Here is a 19814-nt window from a genome sequence, read left to right as displayed (position 1 = left end):
ATGATCGAGATCGCCGACGTCACCCGCAGCTACGGCGCGTTCAAGGCACTCGACAGCGCTTCGCTCACGATCCGCGAGGGCGAGTTCTTTTCGCTGCTGGGCCCTTCCGGCTGCGGCAAGACCACGCTGCTCAGGATGATCGCCGGCTTCGATACGCCGACATCAGGCCGGATCCTGATCGACGGCCAGCCCATGGACGGCATTCCGCCGAACCGGCGGCCGACCAACATGGTCTTCCAGAGCTACGCGATATTTCCCCATCTCAATGTCGAACAGAATGTCGCCTACGGCCTGAAGCGCCTGCGCCTCGATGCCCGGGAAGAAAAGCGCCGGGTCGACGAGGCGCTGGCGCAGGTGTCGCTGGCCGGCCTCGGCAAGCGCGGAGCGACGGAGCTTTCCGGCGGCCAGCGGCAGCGGGTGGCGCTTGCGCGCGCGCTGGTGATGCGCCCCAAGGTGCTCCTGCTCGACGAGCCGCTGTCGGCGCTCGACAAGAAGCTGCGCGAGCAGATGCAGGTGGAGTTGCGTCACCTGCAGCGCACCGTGGGCATCACTTTCGTGCTGGTCACGCACGACCAGTACGAGGCGCTTGCCATGTCCGACCGCATCGCGGTGATGTTCGGCGGCCGCATCGCCCAGGTCGCGGCGCCCAAGGAGATCTACCAGCAGCCGACGAACCGCCAGGTCGCGGATTTCCTCGGCGGCATGAATTTCATCCAGGCCGAGATCGTCGATGACGACAGTGGCTCGCTGACCGTCGACACCATGGCCTTCGGGCGGGTTACGACGGAAAAACCAAAGGCTTTCGTCCGCAACGGCAGCGGCGCCACGCTCGGCATCCGGCCGGAGCGGCTGCGTGTGCTGTGGGACGACGCCAGGGCGAAATTCGAAGTGGCGGGTACGGTCGTCGACCGGCACTATTTCGGCGAGATCACCCATCTGATCGTCGAGGTTCCGGGTCTGGAAAAACCGCTGTCGGTCTCCGAGACCAACAATTTCGGCGCCGACGACATTCCGGTCGGCGCTCCGATCCGGCTGGCCTACGATCCTGAAGCGCTGGTCGCGTTGGCCGATTGACGGCTCTATCGGTCGGGGCGCAGATCTCCCAGCCCCGTCAGCCGAAAAGTCCCCTTGCCCGGGAGTTCCACATGCAATTCGAGCTTGCCGCCAGCGGCCTCTACGAACCGTCTCAGCGTGGAAATGTAGAGGTCAGCCTGCTTCTCCATCTTATGCACCGACGGTTGCTTGATTCCCAGGCTCTGAGCGATCTGTTCCTGGCTGCGCTCCGCGAGCGACCGCAATGCCTGCAGCCCTTCGATCTCATCCTTCAATTCCTTGGCACGCTTGTCGATTCGCCGCTGCCGTTCACGAGGCATTCGGTTGAGCACATCCCGTAGGGGTATGGCACGATACGGCTCCGTCATCGCTTCGTCTCCATGCTCTTCAGATGTTCGTCAAACCGGCTGTCGGCGGTCGCAATCAACTTCCTGTAGAATCGACCCTGGCTACCGCCGGATTTATCACCGCCGACAAGCACGATCGCCCGCCGGGCCGGATCGAACGCAAAGGCGACACACCAGACCCCACCATCGGCAGAGAAGCGGAGTTATTTCATGTTACTGTGTTTCGAACCATGGCTACCCTCGAAGGGTATGGCGATCTCTGTGCGTCCAGCCCTCGCCTGAGACACTCCTGATCTCTCATGACGAACGTACTGACTCTCCAGCGGCTATCGTAGCTTGGTTTGAACTCTGGCCCTATGCATGGGCTGATGGGACCGTCTACGCTCAAGGCGATCAATGAGGCGCTCGATAGCTGTCGGCCTTAGGCTATCCCGCTCCGTCGCCAGCCAAGCCGCCAAACGGCTGCAGCAATCCCGAAAATGATGGCGAAGTTTTCCCGTACCGCTCATCGTCAGGAAGCTGCGGCCGCCTCCGGCCGAATGGACTGCCGGAAACGTTCGCTTGCGCTCGCCTTTGAACACGCCAATAAGACATGCTGGTCTGAGGGGGCGGCAGATGCGACTGATCGCAGTGGTGGCGTTGATCGTGGCTCTGAATGGACAGGTGCGGGCTGACCAAGACGTGCTCGTCGAAATGGATTGGGGCACGATCATCGGCTCGGAGGAGGGCTGCGGGTTCGCCTTCGACAAGGATGCAGTCAAACGCCAGATGGGACTGTCAGGAATTCTGTGCGCGAGGCCCGTTTTCGTCACCGACCGACGAACCGTTCGCCGAAGACAATGGCGAATTGGGTCTTGGCCTCGAACCACTCGCGCGGCGGTCGTTTCCATTCCTCGGCCGCGTGGTTCAGAACCAGATATAGCAGCTTCATGGCGGCGTCGTCATTGGGGAAATGGCCCCGGGTTCGGACGGCGCGCCGCAGCTTGGAGTTGAGCGCCTCGATGGCGTTTGTGGTGTAGATGATGCGGCGCACGCCCTCAGGGAAAGCAAAGAACGGAATGACCTGTTGCCAATTGCGCCGCCAGCTCTGGGCGATCGCCGGGTAGCGCTGGCCCCAGTGACCGGCCTCGAACGCCTCCAGGGCCTGCAGGCCGGCCTCGGCGTCCATGGCCCGGTAGATCGCCCTGAGCGCCGGCACGACCGCCTTGCGGTCCTTCCACGACACGAACTCCAGGGAATGGCGGATCAGGTGCACAATGCAGGTCTGCACCACGGTCTGGGGAAAGACGGCGTTGATCGCCTCGGGAAAGCCCTTCAGCCCGTCGACGACGGCGATCAGGACGTCGCCGACGCCGCGGTTCTTCAACTCGTTCATGACGCGCAGCCAGAACTTGGCGCCCTCGGTCTGTTCGATCCAGATGCCCATGACCTCCTTGGTGCCGTCGGGCAGGATGCCGAGCGCGATGTAGACCGCCTTGTTGCGCACGAAGCCCTCGTCGCGGATCTTGACCCGAATGGCATCGAAGAAGACGACGGGATAGACCGCGTCCAGCGGCCGGTTCTGCCATTCGGCGACCTCCTCCAGCACCGCGTCGGTGACCGCCGAGATCAGGTCCGGCGAGACCTCGATGCCGTAGAGCTCCTCCAGATGGCCGCGGATCTCGCGCACCGTCATGCCGCGCGCATACATCGAGATGATCTTGTCGTCGAAGTCGGGAAACCGCCGCTGGTACTTGGCGACCAGCTTCGGATCAAAGGTGCCGGCCCGGTCGCGCGGGATCGCCAGCGTCATCTGTGACGTCCCCGTCAGCACCGTCTTCTTCGAATGCCCGTTGCGGCGATTGGCGTTGCCGTCGGCACCTTCGTCCGCCAGGTGCTCGTCGAGCTCGGCTTTCAGAATGCGCTCCGAAAGCGCCTTCTTCAGGTCGTCGAGCAGACCATCCTTGGCAAACAAATCCCTCGGATCACGACCGGCAAGCAGCTGATCCAGCAGTTCTTTCTCGATAGCCATGTGATGATTCTCTCCTTTCCATCATCATGGCCTCACGCACAAAATTTTCGACACTCCCACGCCAGATCGCAGCCAATGTTTCTCCGGACTTCGTGGGTCGCGTGAACAGGTCAGCAGACGCCACGTCGAAGCATCTCGCCACCCTCTCCGAAAGCGAGAAGGCTGCCCATTGTGCGATGGTTCGCCAAGTAGCTGAGGCCTTCGGGCTTGTGAAATGAATTGTTCTTGCGCTGGCGAGAGCGGGGCATCGGCGCCATCATGCTGATCAGCCTGGCGGCCGCTTCGGTGGGCGGCCTCATCGCCACATTCGGCAAAAAGGTATGGGTGGCGCTGGTCGGATCCTGACTGCTCGCCGAGGCCCCTACCTTTCAAAGGCGGGGCGTTAAGCCAGGAATCGTCCGTCTCGAAGTGGGCTGATAAAGGCGATCTAGACCTTGATTTCCGCCCCGGAATGAGGCTTCACAAACATAATTGGACGACCTCGCTGCCGGCCGGAAATCTTAGTTCAGCCACTTCATCCACTATGCCATATGCGCGAGCGTTTTCCGCATTGATGTAGACGTCTATGTGCCCGCACTTCTGGAGCAAATCCTCAGGCATCTTGGTTTCAGTCCGCAAGACATGCTGGACTCGGGCATCGTCAGTCCTGCCGCTGTCCAGAACGCCCTCAGCCTTGGCCGCGCTCATGAGCCCGGTATTTTGAGGGCCTTGGCCCGTTGCTGCGAGAGTCGGGTGAGCCATGAAAAGAGCCGTAGGAGCAGCCCTTCTAACGCGGCCGGCAAGGAAAACGATGAGCGCTGCTGATGCGCAGTTCCCAACGTTATGGATGCAAACTAAAGCAGGAAGCGCCCGGATGTGGTTGTAAAGGAAGAACCCATCTGCGGAATTGCCTCCCAGGCTGTTCATGTGCAGGAAAATTCGTTTCGCGCCTCGCCGGAAAACGGCGTCGTTTAGGTTCGCGGCCAATCGGCTAGCGTTGTGAGCGGTGATGTCGCCGGTAAAGCCAAAATAGGCGTCCGCTATCGGTCCCTCTCCAAATTGGTACACAGCCCCTCCGGTGCCGGCGGCTAAGGCTTCTGCGATCTTGTCATTCATGTATCTTCGGCTACCCCTAATCTCAATCTCTCAGGACAACACCTACGACGGCAGCCGCGAGAATAAGGACAATATAGCAGACCGCGACAACAATCATGCCGAGCACGACTCCCTGAGCGATTGTCAGGGCGTACTGGTCGGAAACGCCCCAACCATGATCCCGCGAACTCCACGGCCGTCTTTATCATCCCTCACCCCTAAAGCGGGCACATCCAACCACCTTTCAGACTGACTCTCAAGCTTCCGCCGGCAAGCCCAAAGTCGCTGAAGCTCCTACTCTCCTGAAGGGAATTGTCAGCAGCCTTGCCAAGTGGTCCTCCGCCGATATTTATCGCAGGAAGAAGGGGGGGGCATCAGCGGCAATCATATGGCATCAGGAAAGTTGTGAGCCGACTGTATTTCCATAGCCAATAGGGCGGCATTTCGTTTTGCCACCGTCTCGCGATATTCTTGCGCTTCCACGTCCTTGAAGAATGGAGCGTCCGGCGCGAGGCGCGATACTGCAGCCTCGACATCGTCAAGCTTCGCTTTGAAAAACTCCTTGCGGTAGTTTTGCGCATTTATGCGGACAGGCTCGAACTCTGCGTGAAGCGCGCGCTCTAGCGCGGGAGCATCGTCGCTGTAGATGATGGCGTGAGTGTCAAAAAGAAACGGCACGCTCGCGTCACCCAACTCCCTTACCCTATCCGCAGGATCGAGCCGGCGGGTGAGCCCAATCTTCACCACATCCTCACCGAAAGAGCCGACATTCGAGATAATGTAGACGTACCCGGAGCGGGTTCGCTCCGCCATTGCCTGGGCGCGCTCGAATTTGGCATGAGCTTCAGCAAGATCTTTTTCGAGGATCTGGATTTGCTCTTGGAATGCGTCCAGCTTCGGCCCGACAACGCTCTGAGCTTCCGCCTTCGCCTTGTCGAGTAGCCGCTGATATCGGGCTTCTTCTTCCTCCGCGCGCTCCATGTCGCGGATGAGCTTTTGTTCCTCGCGCTGCAATCTCGCTGCTTCGGCCCGCTCCTCCCGCTCCGCCTTCAGTTTCTCCCGATACTCGTGCGTGAGGTAAAGCTCCTGCAATTTCAGCTTCAGGTATTCGTTTGTGATGAAGATGAAATTGGACGCATTGTGTTTGTCTATCTGCGCGTGCGCGTTGAGGATGCGCTTTTCCATCGCGTTCACATTGTTCCACCGCGCATTTGCGATTGCCGCGTCGCATTCGCTGTTGAAAGCACGCAACGTCAAGCGAATGTTGCGGTTCGTCATGGTTTGACCCTTCGCGGCGCTGCCGTCCACGGTCCAACTCTTGGTGCAGATAACAGCGGTCTTGGCCGAAACCATGACCTTCTGGGCTTCCCGCGAGGCGGCGATGTTTCGTTTATACTCTTCGCTGTCGGTGAAATCGAAGTGGGGTTCGTAGACCCCCATTGCAGCAAATGCGAGCTTTTCATCAAAGACCGAGACTTCCTTTAGGAGGCGGTCATAGATAGCCTTCTTTTCGTTGTATGAGGCGCGAAGCTGCTCGATTTCCGAGGTCCAGTGAGCAATCCTCTCTTTCAGCGCATCGCATTCCGCATCGAGGTCGAGGACCGGTTGAAAGCGCCGCTCCATGTGCTCGACCTTCGCCGCGAGCTCATTCTTCTGAACAAGGAGCTGCCGGCCTATCTCCACAGCCTTCTCGCCAGCGTTTCTTGCTCGCGATAGGTCTTCTTCAAGCCCAGCGCGTTTTCGTCTCTCGCGCCACCACATAATGGTAACGACCGGCGCGAAAATTGCTGCCGCCAAAATGGCGAATACAGCCGCTAACGTGGCATATTGTGAATCCATGCTGCCCCCCTACGGCAATTGTCGTAGGGTTCGATTTTCGGCTGATAGAGTCAACCTGTCGCTTATGGTTGTTTCAACGCCACGTCTGGCCCGCCGATGCGTCTCGTCAGTCTCGCCCAAGCCAGGCGCCTTGATGGATTGTCGACCCGGGTCGACCCACGAAGGCCAGGAACAGCAATTTGCCGATATCCGCCAGACGCTCGGGCGGCGGCGCCTTCGCCATTCTTGAGGCTGTATCAGCGGGAACGCGGAGGACTGGCACTACTATGAAGGAATCGTCACGAAACGGGCCTTGCACCGAGACGACGTAGCTGAACTCCGGAACGTTGCGATCGAGGAAGTGCTTGAATACGGCATGCAGTTCGGGCGCATCAAATTCCGCGCCGTCTGGCGGGACGATTAGTCGTTGCCGACAGGGCTTGCCAAGCGCTGGGAAGTCGAACATCGGGTACGATGGCGGCACATGTTTCCGTCGTCAATCACTATCCCGCCGACCTTTGCGGATTCTCATCTGTCGCGTCACACGTTTCCCGCTGCCCGGCGGTATCCACGTGGCTGAGTGGCCGCCCCGAGGCCCGCCCGACCAGATAGATGAGCAAAGCGGCCAGCTCATCCTGTACGTCGGCTGCCATCTCGTCATATTCACGGGCAAATTCCGGGTGGAAAGCGACGCTCCAAGCCGTCATCCCATACAGTCGCAGCTCGGTGGGTGAAGAAAAGCTAAAGCCCAACCCAGAGTTTCTGGATTGCCGGCACCGGGCCATCCGTGCTTTGACGCGCTTCTGCAAGAGAATCCGCACCATCATGCCGCTTCCCCTCTTTGCCCTGTTCATCGCCGCATTCGCCTTCGGCACGACCGAGTTCGTCATTGCCGGGGTGCTGCCGCAGGTGGCGGAAGGCCTCGACGTCTCTGTCCCCACCGCCGGCTATCTCGTCTCCGGCTACGCCCTCGGTATCGCCGTGGGTGGCCCGCTGCTGACTTTGCTCACGCCGGGCCTTTCCCGAAAGACCCTGCTCATCGGCCTCGCCGTTGCCTTCACCATCGGCCAGGCTGCCTGTGCGATGGCGCCGGATTTTGCGTCGATGCTGTTTCTACGGGTCGCAGTGGCCGTGGCCCACGGCACCTTCTTCGGCGTAGCGATGGTCGTCGCGGTCAGCCTCGTTCGCGAGGAGCAGCGCGGCATGGCGGTCGCGCTGATCCTGTCCGGCCTGACCGTCTCCAACGTCATCGGCGTGCCTGTCGGCACGGCGATCGGCAATCTCTGGGGATGGCGCGCGACCTTCTGGGTCATGTGCATCATCGGCGTCGCCTCGATCGCGGCCATGGTAGCTCTCCTGCCTTCCAAGGCAGGGCCCGCACGTCGGCCGGCGGGCTTTGCGAAGGAAGTCCGGGTGCTCGGCCGCCAGCAGGTGTGGACGTCGCTCATCCTGATGCTGATGCTGATGATCGGCCAATTCGGCCCCTTCACCTACATCGCGCCGCTGCTGCAGGAGGTCACCGGGCTCGACGAGAGCTGGGTGCCCTTCGTGCTCCTGGCCAACGGCCTCGGCGCGACGATCGGCGTCTTCCTCGGCGGCCGTCTCGCCGACTGGAAGCTGATGCCGGCGCTGATCTCGATGCTCGCACTCCAGTCGGCAATGCTCGCCGTGATCTATGCCGTCAGTCCCTACCCCCTGGCGATGATCGCCGCGGTCGTCGTGTGGGGCGGCCTGAACTTCGCCATCGGCACGCCGATCCAGACCCGTATCCTGACCTGGACTGCGGATGCGTCGAACCTTGCCTCGTCGCTCATTCCCGCGGGCTTCAATGTCGGCATCGCGCTTGCTGCTTCGCTCGGTGCCGCCGTGCTCGGCGCGGGTTACGGCTACCGCATCCTGCCGCTGATCGGCGCGAGCGCCATGGTCGTCGCGACGGCGGTCGCGCTTGTGTCATATGCCATCGAACGGCGCGACAACGACGCTCCGCCGCTGCCGGCGCCCGCCGAGTAGGCCGCAGGACGGATCGAATTCGAACGGCGAAGGGAGGCTATGGGGTTCGCCCGCCTCCCTTGCCGAGCCGGGCCGCCACCTTCTTCGCCACGTCCCGTCCCGCCACGATCGCGCCTTCGACATAGCCGGGGAAGGACGGGGAAAGCTCGGACGAGGCGAAATGCACCGGAGGATGCCCCGCGCGCAGGACCGCCTCTGCGTCGCGCGCCCGCATGTCGACGATGAGGTCGCTGTAGCCACCGCCGCTCCAGCGATCGTTTGTCCAGTCGCGCGCCAGGATCTCCAGGGGCGACATCGCCAGCGGGCCGAGCGCGGCCGCGAGCTTCGCCAGCAGGGTTTCTCGAAAGGCCGCCTCGTCGAGGGACCGCCAGGAGCGAGCGCTGGGCCCGCCCATGAACACCACCAGCGCCGCATGACCGGGATCGGGACTGACCTCGCAGGCAAACAGGCCATGCTCGTCGCGCCACATCACCGTGCCGCTCAGGCCGGCCTCGCGCCAGAACGCCTCTTCATAACGGACGAACACCTTGATGACCGCGCCGCTTTCCCAGACGGACAACGCCCGCGAAAGGCAGGCCGGCAAAGGCGGGTCAAAGGCGATCCGCGACGCCATGACCGGCGGTACCGCGACCACGACTTCCGCCGCCTCGAAGCGGCCGGATGCGCTCGCCACGCGCACGCCCCGCTGCCCGTGCTCGATCCGCTCGACTGCGGCCCCGAACCGCAGCCGATCGCCCAGCGCGGCAGCGAGATCGTCGGCCAACGCATGCATGGTTTCGCCGAGGAAATATTGCAGTTCATAGTTCTCGTTCGTGATGCGGCGGTCATTGTCTATCAGATGCCAGAGCGGAAGCCGCTCGAGCGGCTGGCACCAGAGCCCCTCGACCATGGAGCGGAAGGCGTTCCTGGCCCCCGGTTCGTCGGCTTGCCGCTCGACCCATGCGGCGACGCTCAGCCCGGCGATATCGGGATTGTCCGGATCGATCGCGTTCATTCGCTCCCGGATCGCCATCGAGGCGGAATAGGTCGCTTCGGCCTCCTCTTCCGTCATCGGCGGCTGGGCGACGAAAGCTCCGTCGAGCGGGGTCTCCACCAGCGTCTTGCCGAACCGCCGCGCGAGCGCCAGCAGCTCCGGCATCTCGTCGCACAGGAACTGGCCTCCTGTGTCGATGCGCCGACCGTCGGAGGCACGGAGCGATTCCACGCGACCGCCGGCGCGGTCTCTCGCCTCGAGGACAAGCACGTCGAGCCCCGCCGCCGACAATTCCCCTGCGGCCGAGAGGCCGGCAAAGCCGGCCCCCACCACGATCACATCGGCACGGATCACATCGGCTCGGGCCACGCTTAGTAGCCCGCTTTGATCTTCTCGAACTCGGCGATCATCCTGAGCTTGAGTTCCGCCGGCAGCGGCGACTGGAACAGCGTCTTGTCGATGAATTTCTCGACATCGTCATAGCCCTTCTCCGCCAGGACCTTGGGGTCAAGGGAGGCCATGGCCTTGGCGTCCGCATGGCCATATCCCCAATCGGTCAGGAGGAACTTGGCGACATCGGGCGAGTTGATCGAATTGAGATAGTCATAGGCCTTGTCGGCACTGCCGGGCGCATCTTTCAGAAGCACATAACCGCAGACCCAGGTGGACAGGCCCTCCGCGGTGTCCGCCTTCGTCTTGATGGGCGCGCCGGCCAGGACCGCCTGGGCGCTTGCGTCTGTCCAGGCCCAGGCGAGGTCGATCTCGCCGCCGGTCATCGCCTGCACGATGTCGGTATTGTCGGTCCAGTAGACGCGGACGTTCTTGTGCACTTCGCGCAGGAAGTCCGAAGCCTGCTTGAACTGCTCGTCGGTCATCTTCGTCCAGTCCTTGAGACCGATCGCCAGCGCGGCCAGCGCATAGGCGTCGTCGACATTGTCGGGGATCGAAACGCGGTCCTTGAATCTGGGGTCGGCAAGCGCCTTGAGCGACTGGATGTCCTTCTCGTCGATCTTCTCGGAATTGAAGGTCAGGATGGAATTGCCCCACTCCCAGGGCATGAACCAGGCGGTCCCGTCGGGCGTGGTCGCCAGATCCTTCATCGCCATGATGCCCGGATCGAGGTCCTTCCATGCCGCGATCCGGGACGTGTCGAGCGGCTGGAGCAGGCCGGCATCGCGCCACTTGACAACGCTCTGCGAGCAGGGATGCGCGAGATCCGCCTTGAAGCCCGAACGGAGTTTCTCGAACGCTTCGTCTTCGTCACCGAAGAAGGTGAAGGCAGGCGAAGCGCCGTGCTTCTCGACATAGCCGAGATGGAATTCCGGAATCTCATATCCCGACCAGTCGAATATGGTGAGGCTGTCGTCGGCGACGACGGGCAGGGCCGTCGTCGAGGTGAGGGCCGCGGCAGCGAAAACCACGGCGATTGCGCTTCGTGCTGTCCTTCTCATGTTCTTGCTCCGTCCTCTGGCTGCTGGTCCTGGCGATCACGCAAGCGTGCCGGCGCGAGCACCTCCGAAATGCTTCGGGAAATAAGCGGCGAGAAACCCTCTCGCCGCGGAAAGCGCCGTCTCCCGCGTCACGTTCTCGGTTCCCAACATGAGGCGCCACCACAGCCCCTCCAGCATGGCCGACAGCGCCAGCGCCGTTCCCCAGACGTCGTAATCATAGCCGCCCTCATCCTTGAGCTTCCGGCAGAGGTCGATGAACACCTGCTGGTAGGCTTCGTCGCGCGCGCCGCAGAGCGCCTGGTAGGTCGGGCGGGACTTCGCCTCGCCCCAGAAGGCAAACCATGCCGCAAGCTTGCGCTTGTTGCAGATCGACCGGTCGAAATCGGCAGCGACCAAGGCATGGAGCTGCCGCGCCGGATCGTCTCCCGCCTTGGCGAGGGCGGCGCGCCAATGGGCGGAATACTCGTCCGCCATATGCTGCAGCGTGGCGACGAGCAGCTTCTCCTTGCTCTCGAAATGGAAATTGACGATGCCGCGCGAAAGGCCCGCCCCATCAGCCACGTCCGCCATGGTCGTCTCGGAATAACCGCGCCGCGCGAGCGAATCGATGGTCGCCTCGATAAGCTGCTGGCGGCGCGTCTCCTTCGACGCCTTGCGCCCCTTCTTCTCGCCGTCGGACCTCCGGTCGAAGTCGGCGCCGTCCATTGTCCTGTCCGCCCGCTGCAGCGCCGTCTTCATCGTCAGGTCCGATCTCCACATGGACGGCTAACGACCTCCGTCCGGCTTCCAACCGCGCAGATGAGTGGGCCGGTGCTCGCCGCTGTCAAGCACCTTCTGCATGGCTTCCCAGGTGCGCAGGTTCTTGTCGACATATTCCTTGCCAACGACGGCAGCCACCCTGCCGTAGAGAGGCCCGGCCAGGCGCGCGAGTTCACCGCGGGCCACCTCTCGATACCAGCCGTTGCGGTCGGTCGCGACGACGTCGCGGAAGCCGGCCGATGTCATGGCTTTCACGTAGCGGGCCGGCGAGGCCATGTTGAAGGAAAGGCCTTCGGCCTCGACATAGGCCTTCATCTCGTCCGACGGCTCGCCGTCATGCGAGATCATCCAGTCGCTGGCGGCGAAGACACCGCCCGGCCTCAGAACCCGGAAGACGTCACGGAACAATGCCTCCTTGTCGGCGACATGGAGCAGGGCGTCCTTGGAAAACACGACGTCGAATGCGCCGTCCGCGAAAGGCAGCCGCCCCGGAGCGGCATGGACGAAATCGACCCGATCCGACAGCCCTTGCCGCGCGGCGCGCGCCCGCGCCGCCTCGACCACCGGCCGCTCGACATCGAAGCCGACCGCATGGGCGCATCCATGGCTTTCGACCAGATGCAGCGTGATGCCGCCCGAACCGCAGCCGATATCCAGAACGGACTTGCCCTGAAGCGTCAGCCCGTCGAGCACGCGATCCACCTCGTCCGGGCCGCCGGGGGACAGATAACCCTCTCCCCAGAGCGCCTCCAGGAAGCGGATCGCAATGTCGTCATACTCGGCGGCGGCATCTTCCGTCTGAACCATTCAGCCCGAGCTCCGAACGTCGGAATCTAACCGAAAGCCTAGCGTATCAAAGGATAAATGCAACATTATTTGTTGAACATTCATTCAAAATAACTGGACAGCGACGCCGACCCCGTGCCAAGTTCGAAGACGAGGGAAATGGAGGCGGAGCGGACGCGGCCATGAAGAGCTGGGACGCCATCGTCATCGGCGCAGGACATAACGGCCTGGTCAATGCCTGCTATCTGCAGCGGGCGGGGCTCGACGTGCTGGTCGTGGAGAAGAACCCCTGGGTCGGCGGCGCGGCGACCAGCCGCGAGTTGTCGCCTGGCTTCCTCTATTCGAACTGCTCCTATGTGTGCTCGCTGTTCCGTCCCGAGATCATGCGCGATCTCGAGCTGCCCCGTTTCGGGCTGCAGGTGATCCCCTATGAGGGTGGTGCGGTATTCACACAGGACGGCGACTATCTCGCCAACTATCGGGACCACGACGCTCATCGCAGGGAATTCGCGCGCTTCTCCGCGCGGGACGCCGAGGCTTACGACCGCTACGCCCGCGACGTCACGCGGCAATGCCGTTTCATCCAGCCGCTTCTGATGCGCACCGCGCCCGACCCGACCAGCCTGCGCCCCCGCGACATCGGCGAACTGATCTATCTCGGCCGGAAATTCTCCGGGCTGAGCGCCGAGGAGATGGCGCTTACCCTGCGTTTCTGGACGATGTCGATCTCGGATTTCCTCGACGAATATTTCGAGACCGACGTCATCAAGGCCAATCTGGCGCTGTCGGGCATCATCGGCACCGCGCTCGGCCCGATGTCGCCGGGCACGGCCTATGTGCTGCTGCACCACTATATGGGCGAGGTCGACGGATCGGTGGGCGCCTGGGGTTTTGCGCGCGGCGGCATGGGCGCGGTGACGAAGGCGCTCGCCGATTCCTTCCGGGCCGCCGGCGGGACGATCCGCACCGAGGCCGAGGTCGACCACGTCCTCGTCGCCGGCGGCAAGGCGCGCGGCGTGGTGCTGGCCGGCGGCGAAGAGGTGCCGGGCAAGCTCGTCGTCTCCAATGCGGATGTGAAGCGCACCTTCCTGAAGCTGGTCGAGACGCGGGAGCTTCCCGATGTCTTCCTGCGGCGGGTGAGGAACTTCAAGATCCGAGGCTCCTCCGGCAAGGTCAACATCGCGCTGGATTCCATGCCCGAATTCCCGGCCCTGCCGGAAGGGTCGCCCTGCGTCCAGGCCGATCTGCATTTCACCGATACGGTGGAACGCATGGAGCGCGCCTATGACGACTGGAAGGCCGGGCGCTGGTCGAACGACCCTTTCCTCGACGTCGTGATCCCGACCACGCTCGACCCAACCATGGCGCCACCGGGCAAACACTTCATGAGCTGCTTCGTCCAATATGCTCCGCCCAAGGTCGAGGGGCGCGACTGGACCGACGCGGATCGCGACGGCTTCGCCGAAAGCGTGATCGCGCAGATCGCGGATTATTCGCCTGGTTTCCGCGACCGCATCGTCCACATGGAAGTGCGCACGCCGCGCGAGATCGAGGCCGAGGTCGGGTTGACGGAAGGCAATATCTTCCAGGGCGAACTGACCTTCGACCAGTTGCTCTTCAACAGGCCGGTTCCAGGCTACGCTCAGTACAGGTCGCCAATCGGCGGTCTCTATATGTGCGGCTCGTCCACCCATCCGGGCGGAGGCGTCATGGGCGCTCCCGGCCGCAACGCCGCCTCGGAGATCCTGCGGGATCTCGCCCGGCCGACCCACCATATGAGCCCCGCCCATGACGTCTTCTGAGGCGGCAGGAAACTGGGATGTGGTGGTGATCGGCGGGGGCCACAACGGCCTCGTCGCGGCGGCGGTGCTCGCCAAGACGGGTCGCAAGGTGCTGGTGCTGGAGGCCGCCGGCGAGGTCGGCGGCGCAGCGCGTACGGAGACTTTCGCGCCGGGCTTCCGTGTCTCCTCGCTCGCTCACATCCTGAACCGGCTCCATCCCGACGTCGTTGCGGCCCTCGACCTGGAAAGGCACGGCCTCGCGATCGACCGGAACGGCGGCGCTCCGACCACCGTGCTTTCCAGGCAAGGCGACACGCTGGTGCTGAACGGCGCCTATGGCGAGAGCCTCGACGGCGCAACGGCTGCCGAAGCCGTGGCGTGGCGGGAACTTCGCGCGCAACTGCTCCGCTATGCCGGCGTACTGAAACCGTTCCTCTCCCGCGCCGCGCCTGATTTCGCGGGCATGCCGCTGACCGAGACGGCCGCGCTCGCCCGCACCGGCCTGGCTCTTCGCCGGCTCGGAAAGGAGGACATGCGCGACTTCCTGCGCATGCTGCTCATGAACGTCACCGACGCGCTGGACGAGCACCTGACGGATGATCGGCTGCGCGGACTGCTCGCCTTCGACGCCGTTCTTGGGTCCCATCTCGGCCCCCGCTCGCCGACCTCGCTGCTCGGTCTCTACTACAGGCTCACCGGCGAAGCGGGCGGAACGTCGGGCGCGCAGCTTCTGCCGAAGGGCGGCATGGGCGCGGTCGTGAAGGCGGTCGCCAGCGCCGCGGCGGCGGCTGGCGTAACGGCGCGCGTTGGCAGCCCGGTGGCGAAGATCCGTGTCGAGAAGGGCCGCGCCGCCGGTGTCACCCTTCAATCGGGCGAGGAAATCCGCACCAAAACAGTCATGTCGGCGATCAATCCCAGGACGACGCTTCTCGAACTGGTCGGTCCGCGCATGCTCGATACCGGCCTGGTGCGAAAGGTGAGCAACATCCGCATGGATGGCAATGTGGCGAAGCTCAATCTCGCGCTCGACAAGGTGCCACGTTTCGCCGGCGTCGACGACGCCGCGGCGCGCGGCAGGATGGTCGTCGCTCGATCCGCCGATCATGTGGAGAACGCCTTCAACCCTTCGAAATATGGCGCCTTCTCGCCGGAGCCGGTGATGGAGATCATCTTGCCGAGCCTGTCCGATCCGTCGCTCGCGCCCGGCGGCGCATGCGTATTGTCGGCCGTGATCCAATATTCCCCGTATCGCCTGAAGGAAGGTTGGGAAGCCGGCAAACCGAAGCTGCTCGACGCGGTGCTGACGGAGATCGAGGCGCATGCTCCCGGACTGAGGCAATCGGTGCTTCATGCCGAATTGCTGACGCCCGACGATATCGAGGCGCGCTACCGCATGCCGGGCGGCCATTGGCATCATGGCGAGTTGCAGGCCGATCAGATGCTCATGTCCCGGCCGGTCTCCGGCCTCGGCCGCTACGACACGCCGATCGACGGGCTGTTCCTCTGCGGAGCCGGCTCGCATCCCGGCGGCGGCGTCTCCGGCGCTCCGGGGCTCAACGCGGCGCGACGCGTCGTCCAGGCGGGAGGTTAAGGTGCATCAGCTGCGCAAGAAGCTCTCCGCCATGCCAGCCCGCAACGGGGCGCTAGCAATGCGCCTCGCCAGGCAGGACCACTTCCGCACACTGCGGCTGCCCTCCCCGTTCCAGCCCAGGCTGGAGGCACTCGGCAAGCAGGAAGACTGGTACAACTGGGCCGGCTACAAGGCGCCCGGCTCGCTGTGGGACGAGGAACTCGAATATTTCGCCATCCGCAGCCAGGCAGCCGTCTTCGACATCTCGCCGATGGTGAAGTACCGGATCGAGGGACCCGACGCCGAAGCCTTCTGCGACCGCCTGGCCTTGCGCGACGTGACCCGCCTCGCGCCGGGACGGGTCCACTACACGGCGTGGTGCGACGACCAGGGCCATGTGCTCGACGACGGCACGCTGTTCCGGCTTTCCGCGGAACGGTTCCGGCTCTGCTGCCAGGAGCGGCATCTTCCCTGGCTCCTCGACAGCGCGATCGGCTTCGACGTGGCGATCGCGGAGGAGACCGAAGCGATCGCGGCCCTGGCGTTGCAGGGTCCGACCTCCTATGCCGTGCTGCGCGACGCCGGCTTCGCCGGTGTCGAGAAACTCAAGCTCTTCGACCTGGCCGATTTCGCCCATGATGCTGGAACGGTGACGATCTCGCGGACGGGCTTCACCGGCGATCTGGGCTACGAACTGTTCGTGCCGGCCGAACGGGCGCTCAGCCTCTGGGATCGGCTGTTCGAGGCGGGACAACTGCACGGCATCCGCGCCATAGGCTACAAGGCGCTCAACCGGGCGCGCATCGAGGCGGGGCTGATCGTCGCCAACAGCGACTTCGTCACCGCCGAACATGCGATCCGTGCCGACCGGCTGCGCATGCCCGACGAGATCGGGCTGGGCTTCATGATCGATTCCAACAAGGGTTATTTCAACGGCCGGCGGGCAATCGAGACGGCACGCGCCCGAAAGACGATGCGGCATATCCTGGTCGGGCTGGAAATCGAGGGCAATGTCCCGGCCGAACATGCGATCGTCTATCACCGCAAGACGCGCGAGGTCGGACTGGTGAGCGCCGCCATCTGGTCGCCGACGGCGAAGCGCAACATCGCTCTTGCCAGCCTGACCCGCCCCTACGGCGACGTGATCGTCGGCGACCTCTGGGTCGAGATCTATGCGATGCGCGAACTGCAGTACCAGAAGCTGATGAAACGCGCCAAGGTCGTGCCGCGTCCCTTCGTCAAGCTCGGCAGGCGCACCGCAAACCCGCCCGCGGAACGATAGACGAGGCATGGACGAGGACACGGAAGTCGCCGAACAATGGGCGCTGGTCAATACGCCGCTCGGCGAACCCTGGTCGGGTCGCGCCCGCTACGCGGCCGCCATGTTCTTCCACAAGAGAGGCGAGATGGATGCGGAGACGCTGGAGGTCTATCGCATCTGCTCTCGTCTCGATCGGGAAGATCCGTTGGCGATCATGCGGGATCGGGGCGTGGGGGCGAGGTGGTTGGAGAGAATGAAGGGAGCGAGTAGCGAATAGCGAGTAGCGAATAGGGGAAGAAAGAGGCGGGGGGCGACGGCCCCGGCCCCACCACTCATTTTTACCCTATTCGCTATTCGCTACTCGCTATTCGCTTATCCAATCGTCCTTTCCAGAACGCTCAGCCAGTTCCGCCACGCGATCTTCTCGATCAGCTCGCGGCCATAGCCGCGGGCGGCGAAGGCTTGGAGAAGCCGGGGCAGACCCGCGACGTCGCCGATGACCGAAGGGATGAGGGCGCCGTCGAAGTCGGAACCAAGGCCGACGCCGTCCTCGCCCAGCGCCTCGAGCATGGCATCGACATGGCGCACCATGATGTCGAGATCGGTGTTGGCATCCATCCGGCCGTCGGGACGGAGGAAGCCGGTGGCGAAATTGAGCCCGACCATACCTCGGCTCTCGCGGATGGCCCCGAGCTGCCAGGCCGTCAGGTTGCGCGCATGCTCGCAGATCGCATGCACGTTTGAATGCGTGGCGACGAGCGGCGCGTCGCTGATCGCCGCGACGTCACGAAAGCCCTTCTCGTTGAGATGCGAAAGATCGATCAGGATCTTCAGACGGTTGCAGGCTCGGACGAGGGCCTTGCCGGCCTCCGTCAGTCCGGGCCCCGTATCCGGCGAGGCAGGAAAGCGGAAAGGCACGCCGTGGCCGAAGGCGTTCGGCCGGCTCCACACGATGCCGAGCGAGCGCAGGCCTGCCGCGTGGAGCACATCAAGCAGGACGAGATCGGTGTCGATCGCCTCGACGCCTTCGATATGGAACACCGCAGCCAGCGATCCGCGCGCCATCGCATCGCGAATCTCTCCGGCGCTGCGGCAGACGGAAAGCGCGCCGGCCCGCTCGAGCCTGAAAAGGATCGAAGCCATCGCCAGCGTGGAGGAAAGCGCGTCGCTGCGGTCGAGCTCGGGCGGCAGCGGCATGTCGTAGCTTTTGGCCTTCATGCTGGCATCGAGGTCGACATTCTTCACCGGCGGCGGGAACATCGCGAACATGCCGCCGGCGAAACCGCCCTCCCTGGCGCGCGGCAGGTCGATATGCCCGCCCGTCCTGCCCTCGATAAACGAGGTCTCGGCCTTAGCCGAACCCGAGGTTTCGGCCTTGGCCGAACCGGCATTCAACAGCCGGAGCAGCACATCGTTGTGGCCGTCGAAGACGGGGATCTTGTCTGTCATGGGATCGACCTGGGTTTGTTTGGACGGGTGCCGGACAACGGCGGGACGCAATCTTTTAGGCATGCCCGGCGGTTTGCGCAAACCGGTTCCCGATCTTTGTCTTGACGAGGGGCGCGGCCGCCACGGATCGCGCTGCTCGACGAACTGCCGCGCAACACGATGGGCAAGGTGCAGAAGAACGTGCTGCGCGAACGCTACAAGGATTTGTTCAAGGGGTAGAACCGGAAGGTCAAGCCTTCAGCACGTCGTCCCACGCCGGACTGTGACGCTTGAACTCGTCGGCCACGAACCAGCAGGTCGGCGTTATCTTGTTGCCCGCCGCCCGTGCATCCGCCACCAGCCGCTCGACCAGGGCTTCCGCGACCCCATCGCCCCGATAGGGCACCGGGACGAAGGTGTGATCGGCGATGATGTGGCCGGAGGCCGCCTTGACGAAGGTCAGCCGCGATTCCTCGCCATTGGGCATGAAAAGGAAATAGCGGCCGCCTTTCGCCGTCTCCTCGAACTGGAAGGTCGATGCGATGTCGGCCATGGTCAATGCTTCAGCACGTCGGCCCATTCCGGGTGGCGCCGGAACTGGGCATTGGCGAAGGGGCAGAGCGGGATGATGGTCTTGGCCGCGGCGCGGGCGTCTTCCACCGCCCGCGTCACGAGCTTCAGGCCGATGCCCTGGCCGCGAAACGCGTCGGGCACCTCGGTGTGGTCGATGATGAGCTGATGGTCGCCAGCCTTGGTGAAGGTCATTTCGGCCACCGAGCCGTCAGGCCCCGTGACGAAATACCGACCCTTCGTACCACGGTCCTCGACCTGTATCTCAGACGCCTGCTCGGTCATGCCGTTCCTCTTCCTTTCCCGTCGGTCCAGCGGCCAAGCAACTGCCTGGCCGCCTCGATTTCGGCAGGGCGCAACTCATGACCGCCCTCATGCCATTCAACTGTGACATCAGCCCCGCTCGCGCGCAAATAGGATTCCAGCCGGGACGTCATCTGCGGCGGACAGATCGGATCACGCCGACCGGCCGTCACCAGCATGGCCTTGCCGCTCAGGCTGCCCGCGACCTTGGGATCGAACGGGATCAGGGGATGCATCAGCACCGCGCCGTCGAACAGGTCAGGCGCGGCAAAGACGACGGATGCCAGGATGTTGGCGCCGTTCGAATAGCCGAGGCCGAGCACCGCGGAAGGTTTCCCGGCCTCGATCTGCTTATGTACGAAGGCCTTCATCTTGTCGGTGGCCCGGGCGAGGTCGTCCATGTCGTAGACGCCCTCGCCTGTGCGCCGGAAGAAGCGCGCAGCGCCCATCTCGGAGACGTCGCCTCGCGGCGACACGATGGTCGCGCCGGGCATCAGATCCCTGCCCAGCGAGACGAGTTGGCGCTCGTCGCCGCCCGTCCCGTGAAAGACGAAGAGCAGCGGACTGCCCGGTTTTCCGGGCAGCACGGTGTGGATGTAGCTGTCGTTTTCCATGCGCT

19 protein-coding genes and 1 pseudogene are annotated in these 19814 nt (G+C 63.6%); 6 read left to right on the top strand and 14 right to left on the bottom strand.

What is annotated here, in order from left to right; translation table 11 throughout:
* Nucleotides 1–1074 (top strand): ABC transporter ATP-binding protein, encoded by a 1074-nt coding sequence (locus JN302_RS11675; protein WP_202334261.1) that lies wholly within the window; start codon nt 1–3, stop codon nt 1072–1074.
* 5 nt (nt 1075–1079) lie between these two features.
* Here JN302_RS11675 and JN302_RS11670 read toward each other — a convergent pair whose 3' ends face one another.
* The 6 genes and pseudogenes from JN302_RS11670 to JN302_RS11645 all read right to left on the bottom strand — a co-directional run bounded on the left by JN302_RS11670 (nt 1080) and on the right by JN302_RS11645 (nt 7130).
* Nucleotides 1080–1421, bottom strand: a complete 342-nt coding sequence (locus tag JN302_RS11670; RefSeq protein WP_244846294.1) for an XRE family transcriptional regulator — start codon at nt 1419–1421, stop codon at nt 1080–1082.
* Nucleotides 1418–1591, bottom strand: a pseudogene (locus JN302_RS11665) (type II toxin-antitoxin system RelE/ParE family toxin); the annotation flags it as partial. The pseudogene JN302_RS11665 and the gene JN302_RS11670, both read right to left, overlap by 4 nt.
* A gap of 617 nt (nt 1592–2208) precedes the next feature.
* A complete protein-coding gene (locus JN302_RS11660) occupies nt 2209–3411 on the bottom strand; it encodes an IS256 family transposase (protein WP_202332953.1) in 1203 nt (400 codons plus the stop codon).
* Between the two features lie 459 nt (nt 3412–3870).
* Nucleotides 3871–4506 (bottom strand): ATP-dependent Clp protease proteolytic subunit, encoded by a 636-nt coding sequence (locus JN302_RS11655; RefSeq protein ID WP_202332952.1) that lies wholly within the window; start codon nt 4504–4506, stop codon nt 3871–3873.
* Between the two features lie 363 nt (nt 4507–4869).
* Nucleotides 4870–6324: a DUF4041 domain-containing protein gene (locus JN302_RS11650; protein WP_244846293.1), complete on the bottom strand. Its 1455-nt coding sequence runs from the start codon at nt 6322–6324 to the stop codon at nt 4870–4872.
* A 482-nt stretch (nt 6325–6806) separates the two neighbouring features.
* Nucleotides 6807–7130, bottom strand: a complete 324-nt coding sequence (locus tag JN302_RS11645) for a hypothetical protein (RefSeq protein WP_202332951.1) — start codon at nt 7128–7130, stop codon at nt 6807–6809.
* Between JN302_RS11645 and JN302_RS11640 the strand changes: the two genes are divergently transcribed.
* Complete coding sequence (locus tag JN302_RS11640) at nt 7129–8313, top strand: MFS transporter (protein WP_202332950.1); 1185 nt, start codon at nt 7129–7131, stop codon at nt 8311–8313. The genes JN302_RS11645 and JN302_RS11640 overlap by 2 nt on opposite strands.
* Before the next feature lie 37 nt (nt 8314–8350).
* Here the strand turns inward: JN302_RS11640 and JN302_RS11635 are convergent, their stop codons facing one another.
* From JN302_RS11635 to JN302_RS11620, 4 genes are read right to left on the bottom strand one after another with little or no spacing between them, the layout of a single operon-like run.
* The gene (locus tag JN302_RS11635) at nt 8351–9655 is read right to left on the bottom strand and encodes a flavin monoamine oxidase family protein (protein ID WP_202332949.1); all 1305 of its coding nucleotides are present in this window, start codon (nt 9653–9655) and stop codon (nt 8351–8353) included.
* Between the two features lie 2 nt (nt 9656–9657).
* The gene (locus JN302_RS11630; protein ID WP_202332948.1) at nt 9658–10737 is read right to left on the bottom strand and encodes an extracellular solute-binding protein; all 1080 of its coding nucleotides are present in this window, start codon (nt 10735–10737) and stop codon (nt 9658–9660) included.
* A gap of 36 nt (nt 10738–10773) precedes the next feature.
* Entirely contained in the window at nt 10774–11442 is a 669-nt protein-coding gene (gene betI / locus JN302_RS11625) for a transcriptional regulator BetI (protein WP_446720751.1), read from the bottom strand.
* A 60-nt stretch (nt 11443–11502) separates the two neighbouring features.
* Nucleotides 11503–12303, bottom strand: coding sequence for a methyltransferase domain-containing protein (locus JN302_RS11620; protein ID WP_202312270.1), 801 nt, complete (start codon nt 12301–12303; stop codon nt 11503–11505).
* 161 nt (nt 12304–12464) lie between these two features.
* On the opposite strand from JN302_RS11620, the gene JN302_RS11615 reads away from it, so the two are divergent.
* From JN302_RS11615 to JN302_RS11600, 4 genes are read left to right on the top strand one after another with little or no spacing between them, the layout of a single operon-like run.
* Nucleotides 12465–14084 carry a phytoene desaturase family protein gene (locus tag JN302_RS11615; RefSeq protein ID WP_202332947.1) on the top strand — a complete coding sequence of 540 codons (1620 nt, stop codon included), beginning with the start codon at nt 12465–12467 and terminating at the stop codon, nt 14082–14084.
* Complete coding sequence (locus JN302_RS11610) at nt 14071–15654, top strand: phytoene desaturase family protein (RefSeq protein ID WP_202332946.1); 1584 nt, start codon at nt 14071–14073, stop codon at nt 15652–15654. The genes JN302_RS11615 and JN302_RS11610 overlap by 14 nt, the downstream gene beginning before the upstream one ends.
* A 58-nt stretch (nt 15655–15712) precedes the next feature.
* Nucleotides 15713–16915 (top strand): aminomethyltransferase family protein, encoded by a 1203-nt coding sequence (locus JN302_RS11605; protein WP_446720750.1) that lies wholly within the window; start codon nt 15713–15715, stop codon nt 16913–16915.
* A gap of 7 nt (nt 16916–16922) precedes the next feature.
* Entirely contained in the window at nt 16923–17171 is a 249-nt protein-coding gene (locus tag JN302_RS11600; RefSeq protein ID WP_202332945.1) for a hypothetical protein, read from the top strand.
* A 95-nt stretch (nt 17172–17266) separates the two neighbouring features.
* On the opposite strand, the gene JN302_RS11595 is transcribed toward JN302_RS11600, so the two are convergent.
* From JN302_RS11595 to JN302_RS11580, 4 genes are all read right to left on the bottom strand, one after another.
* The gene (locus JN302_RS11595) at nt 17267–18343 is read right to left on the bottom strand and encodes a dipeptidase (protein WP_202332944.1); all 1077 of its coding nucleotides are present in this window, start codon (nt 18341–18343) and stop codon (nt 17267–17269) included.
* Nucleotides 18344–18572: 229 nt separating this feature from the next.
* Entirely contained in the window at nt 18573–18875 is a 303-nt protein-coding gene (locus tag JN302_RS11590; protein WP_202332943.1) for a GNAT family N-acetyltransferase, read from the bottom strand.
* A gap of 2 nt (nt 18876–18877) precedes the next feature.
* The gene (locus JN302_RS11585) at nt 18878–19177 is read right to left on the bottom strand and encodes a GNAT family N-acetyltransferase (RefSeq protein ID WP_202312262.1); all 300 of its coding nucleotides are present in this window, start codon (nt 19175–19177) and stop codon (nt 18878–18880) included.
* Entirely contained in the window at nt 19174–19809 is a 636-nt protein-coding gene (locus JN302_RS11580; protein WP_202332942.1) for an alpha/beta hydrolase, read from the bottom strand. Before JN302_RS11580 ends, JN302_RS11585 begins: the two co-directional genes overlap by 4 nt.
* Nucleotides 19810–19814: the final 5 nt, after the last annotated feature.

This window comes from Mesorhizobium sp. L-8-3 (assembly GCF_016756615.1).
In the GTDB taxonomy this organism is placed as follows: domain Bacteria; phylum Pseudomonadota; class Alphaproteobacteria; order Rhizobiales; family Rhizobiaceae.
This window is presented reverse-complemented; position numbering and strand designations above follow the sequence as displayed.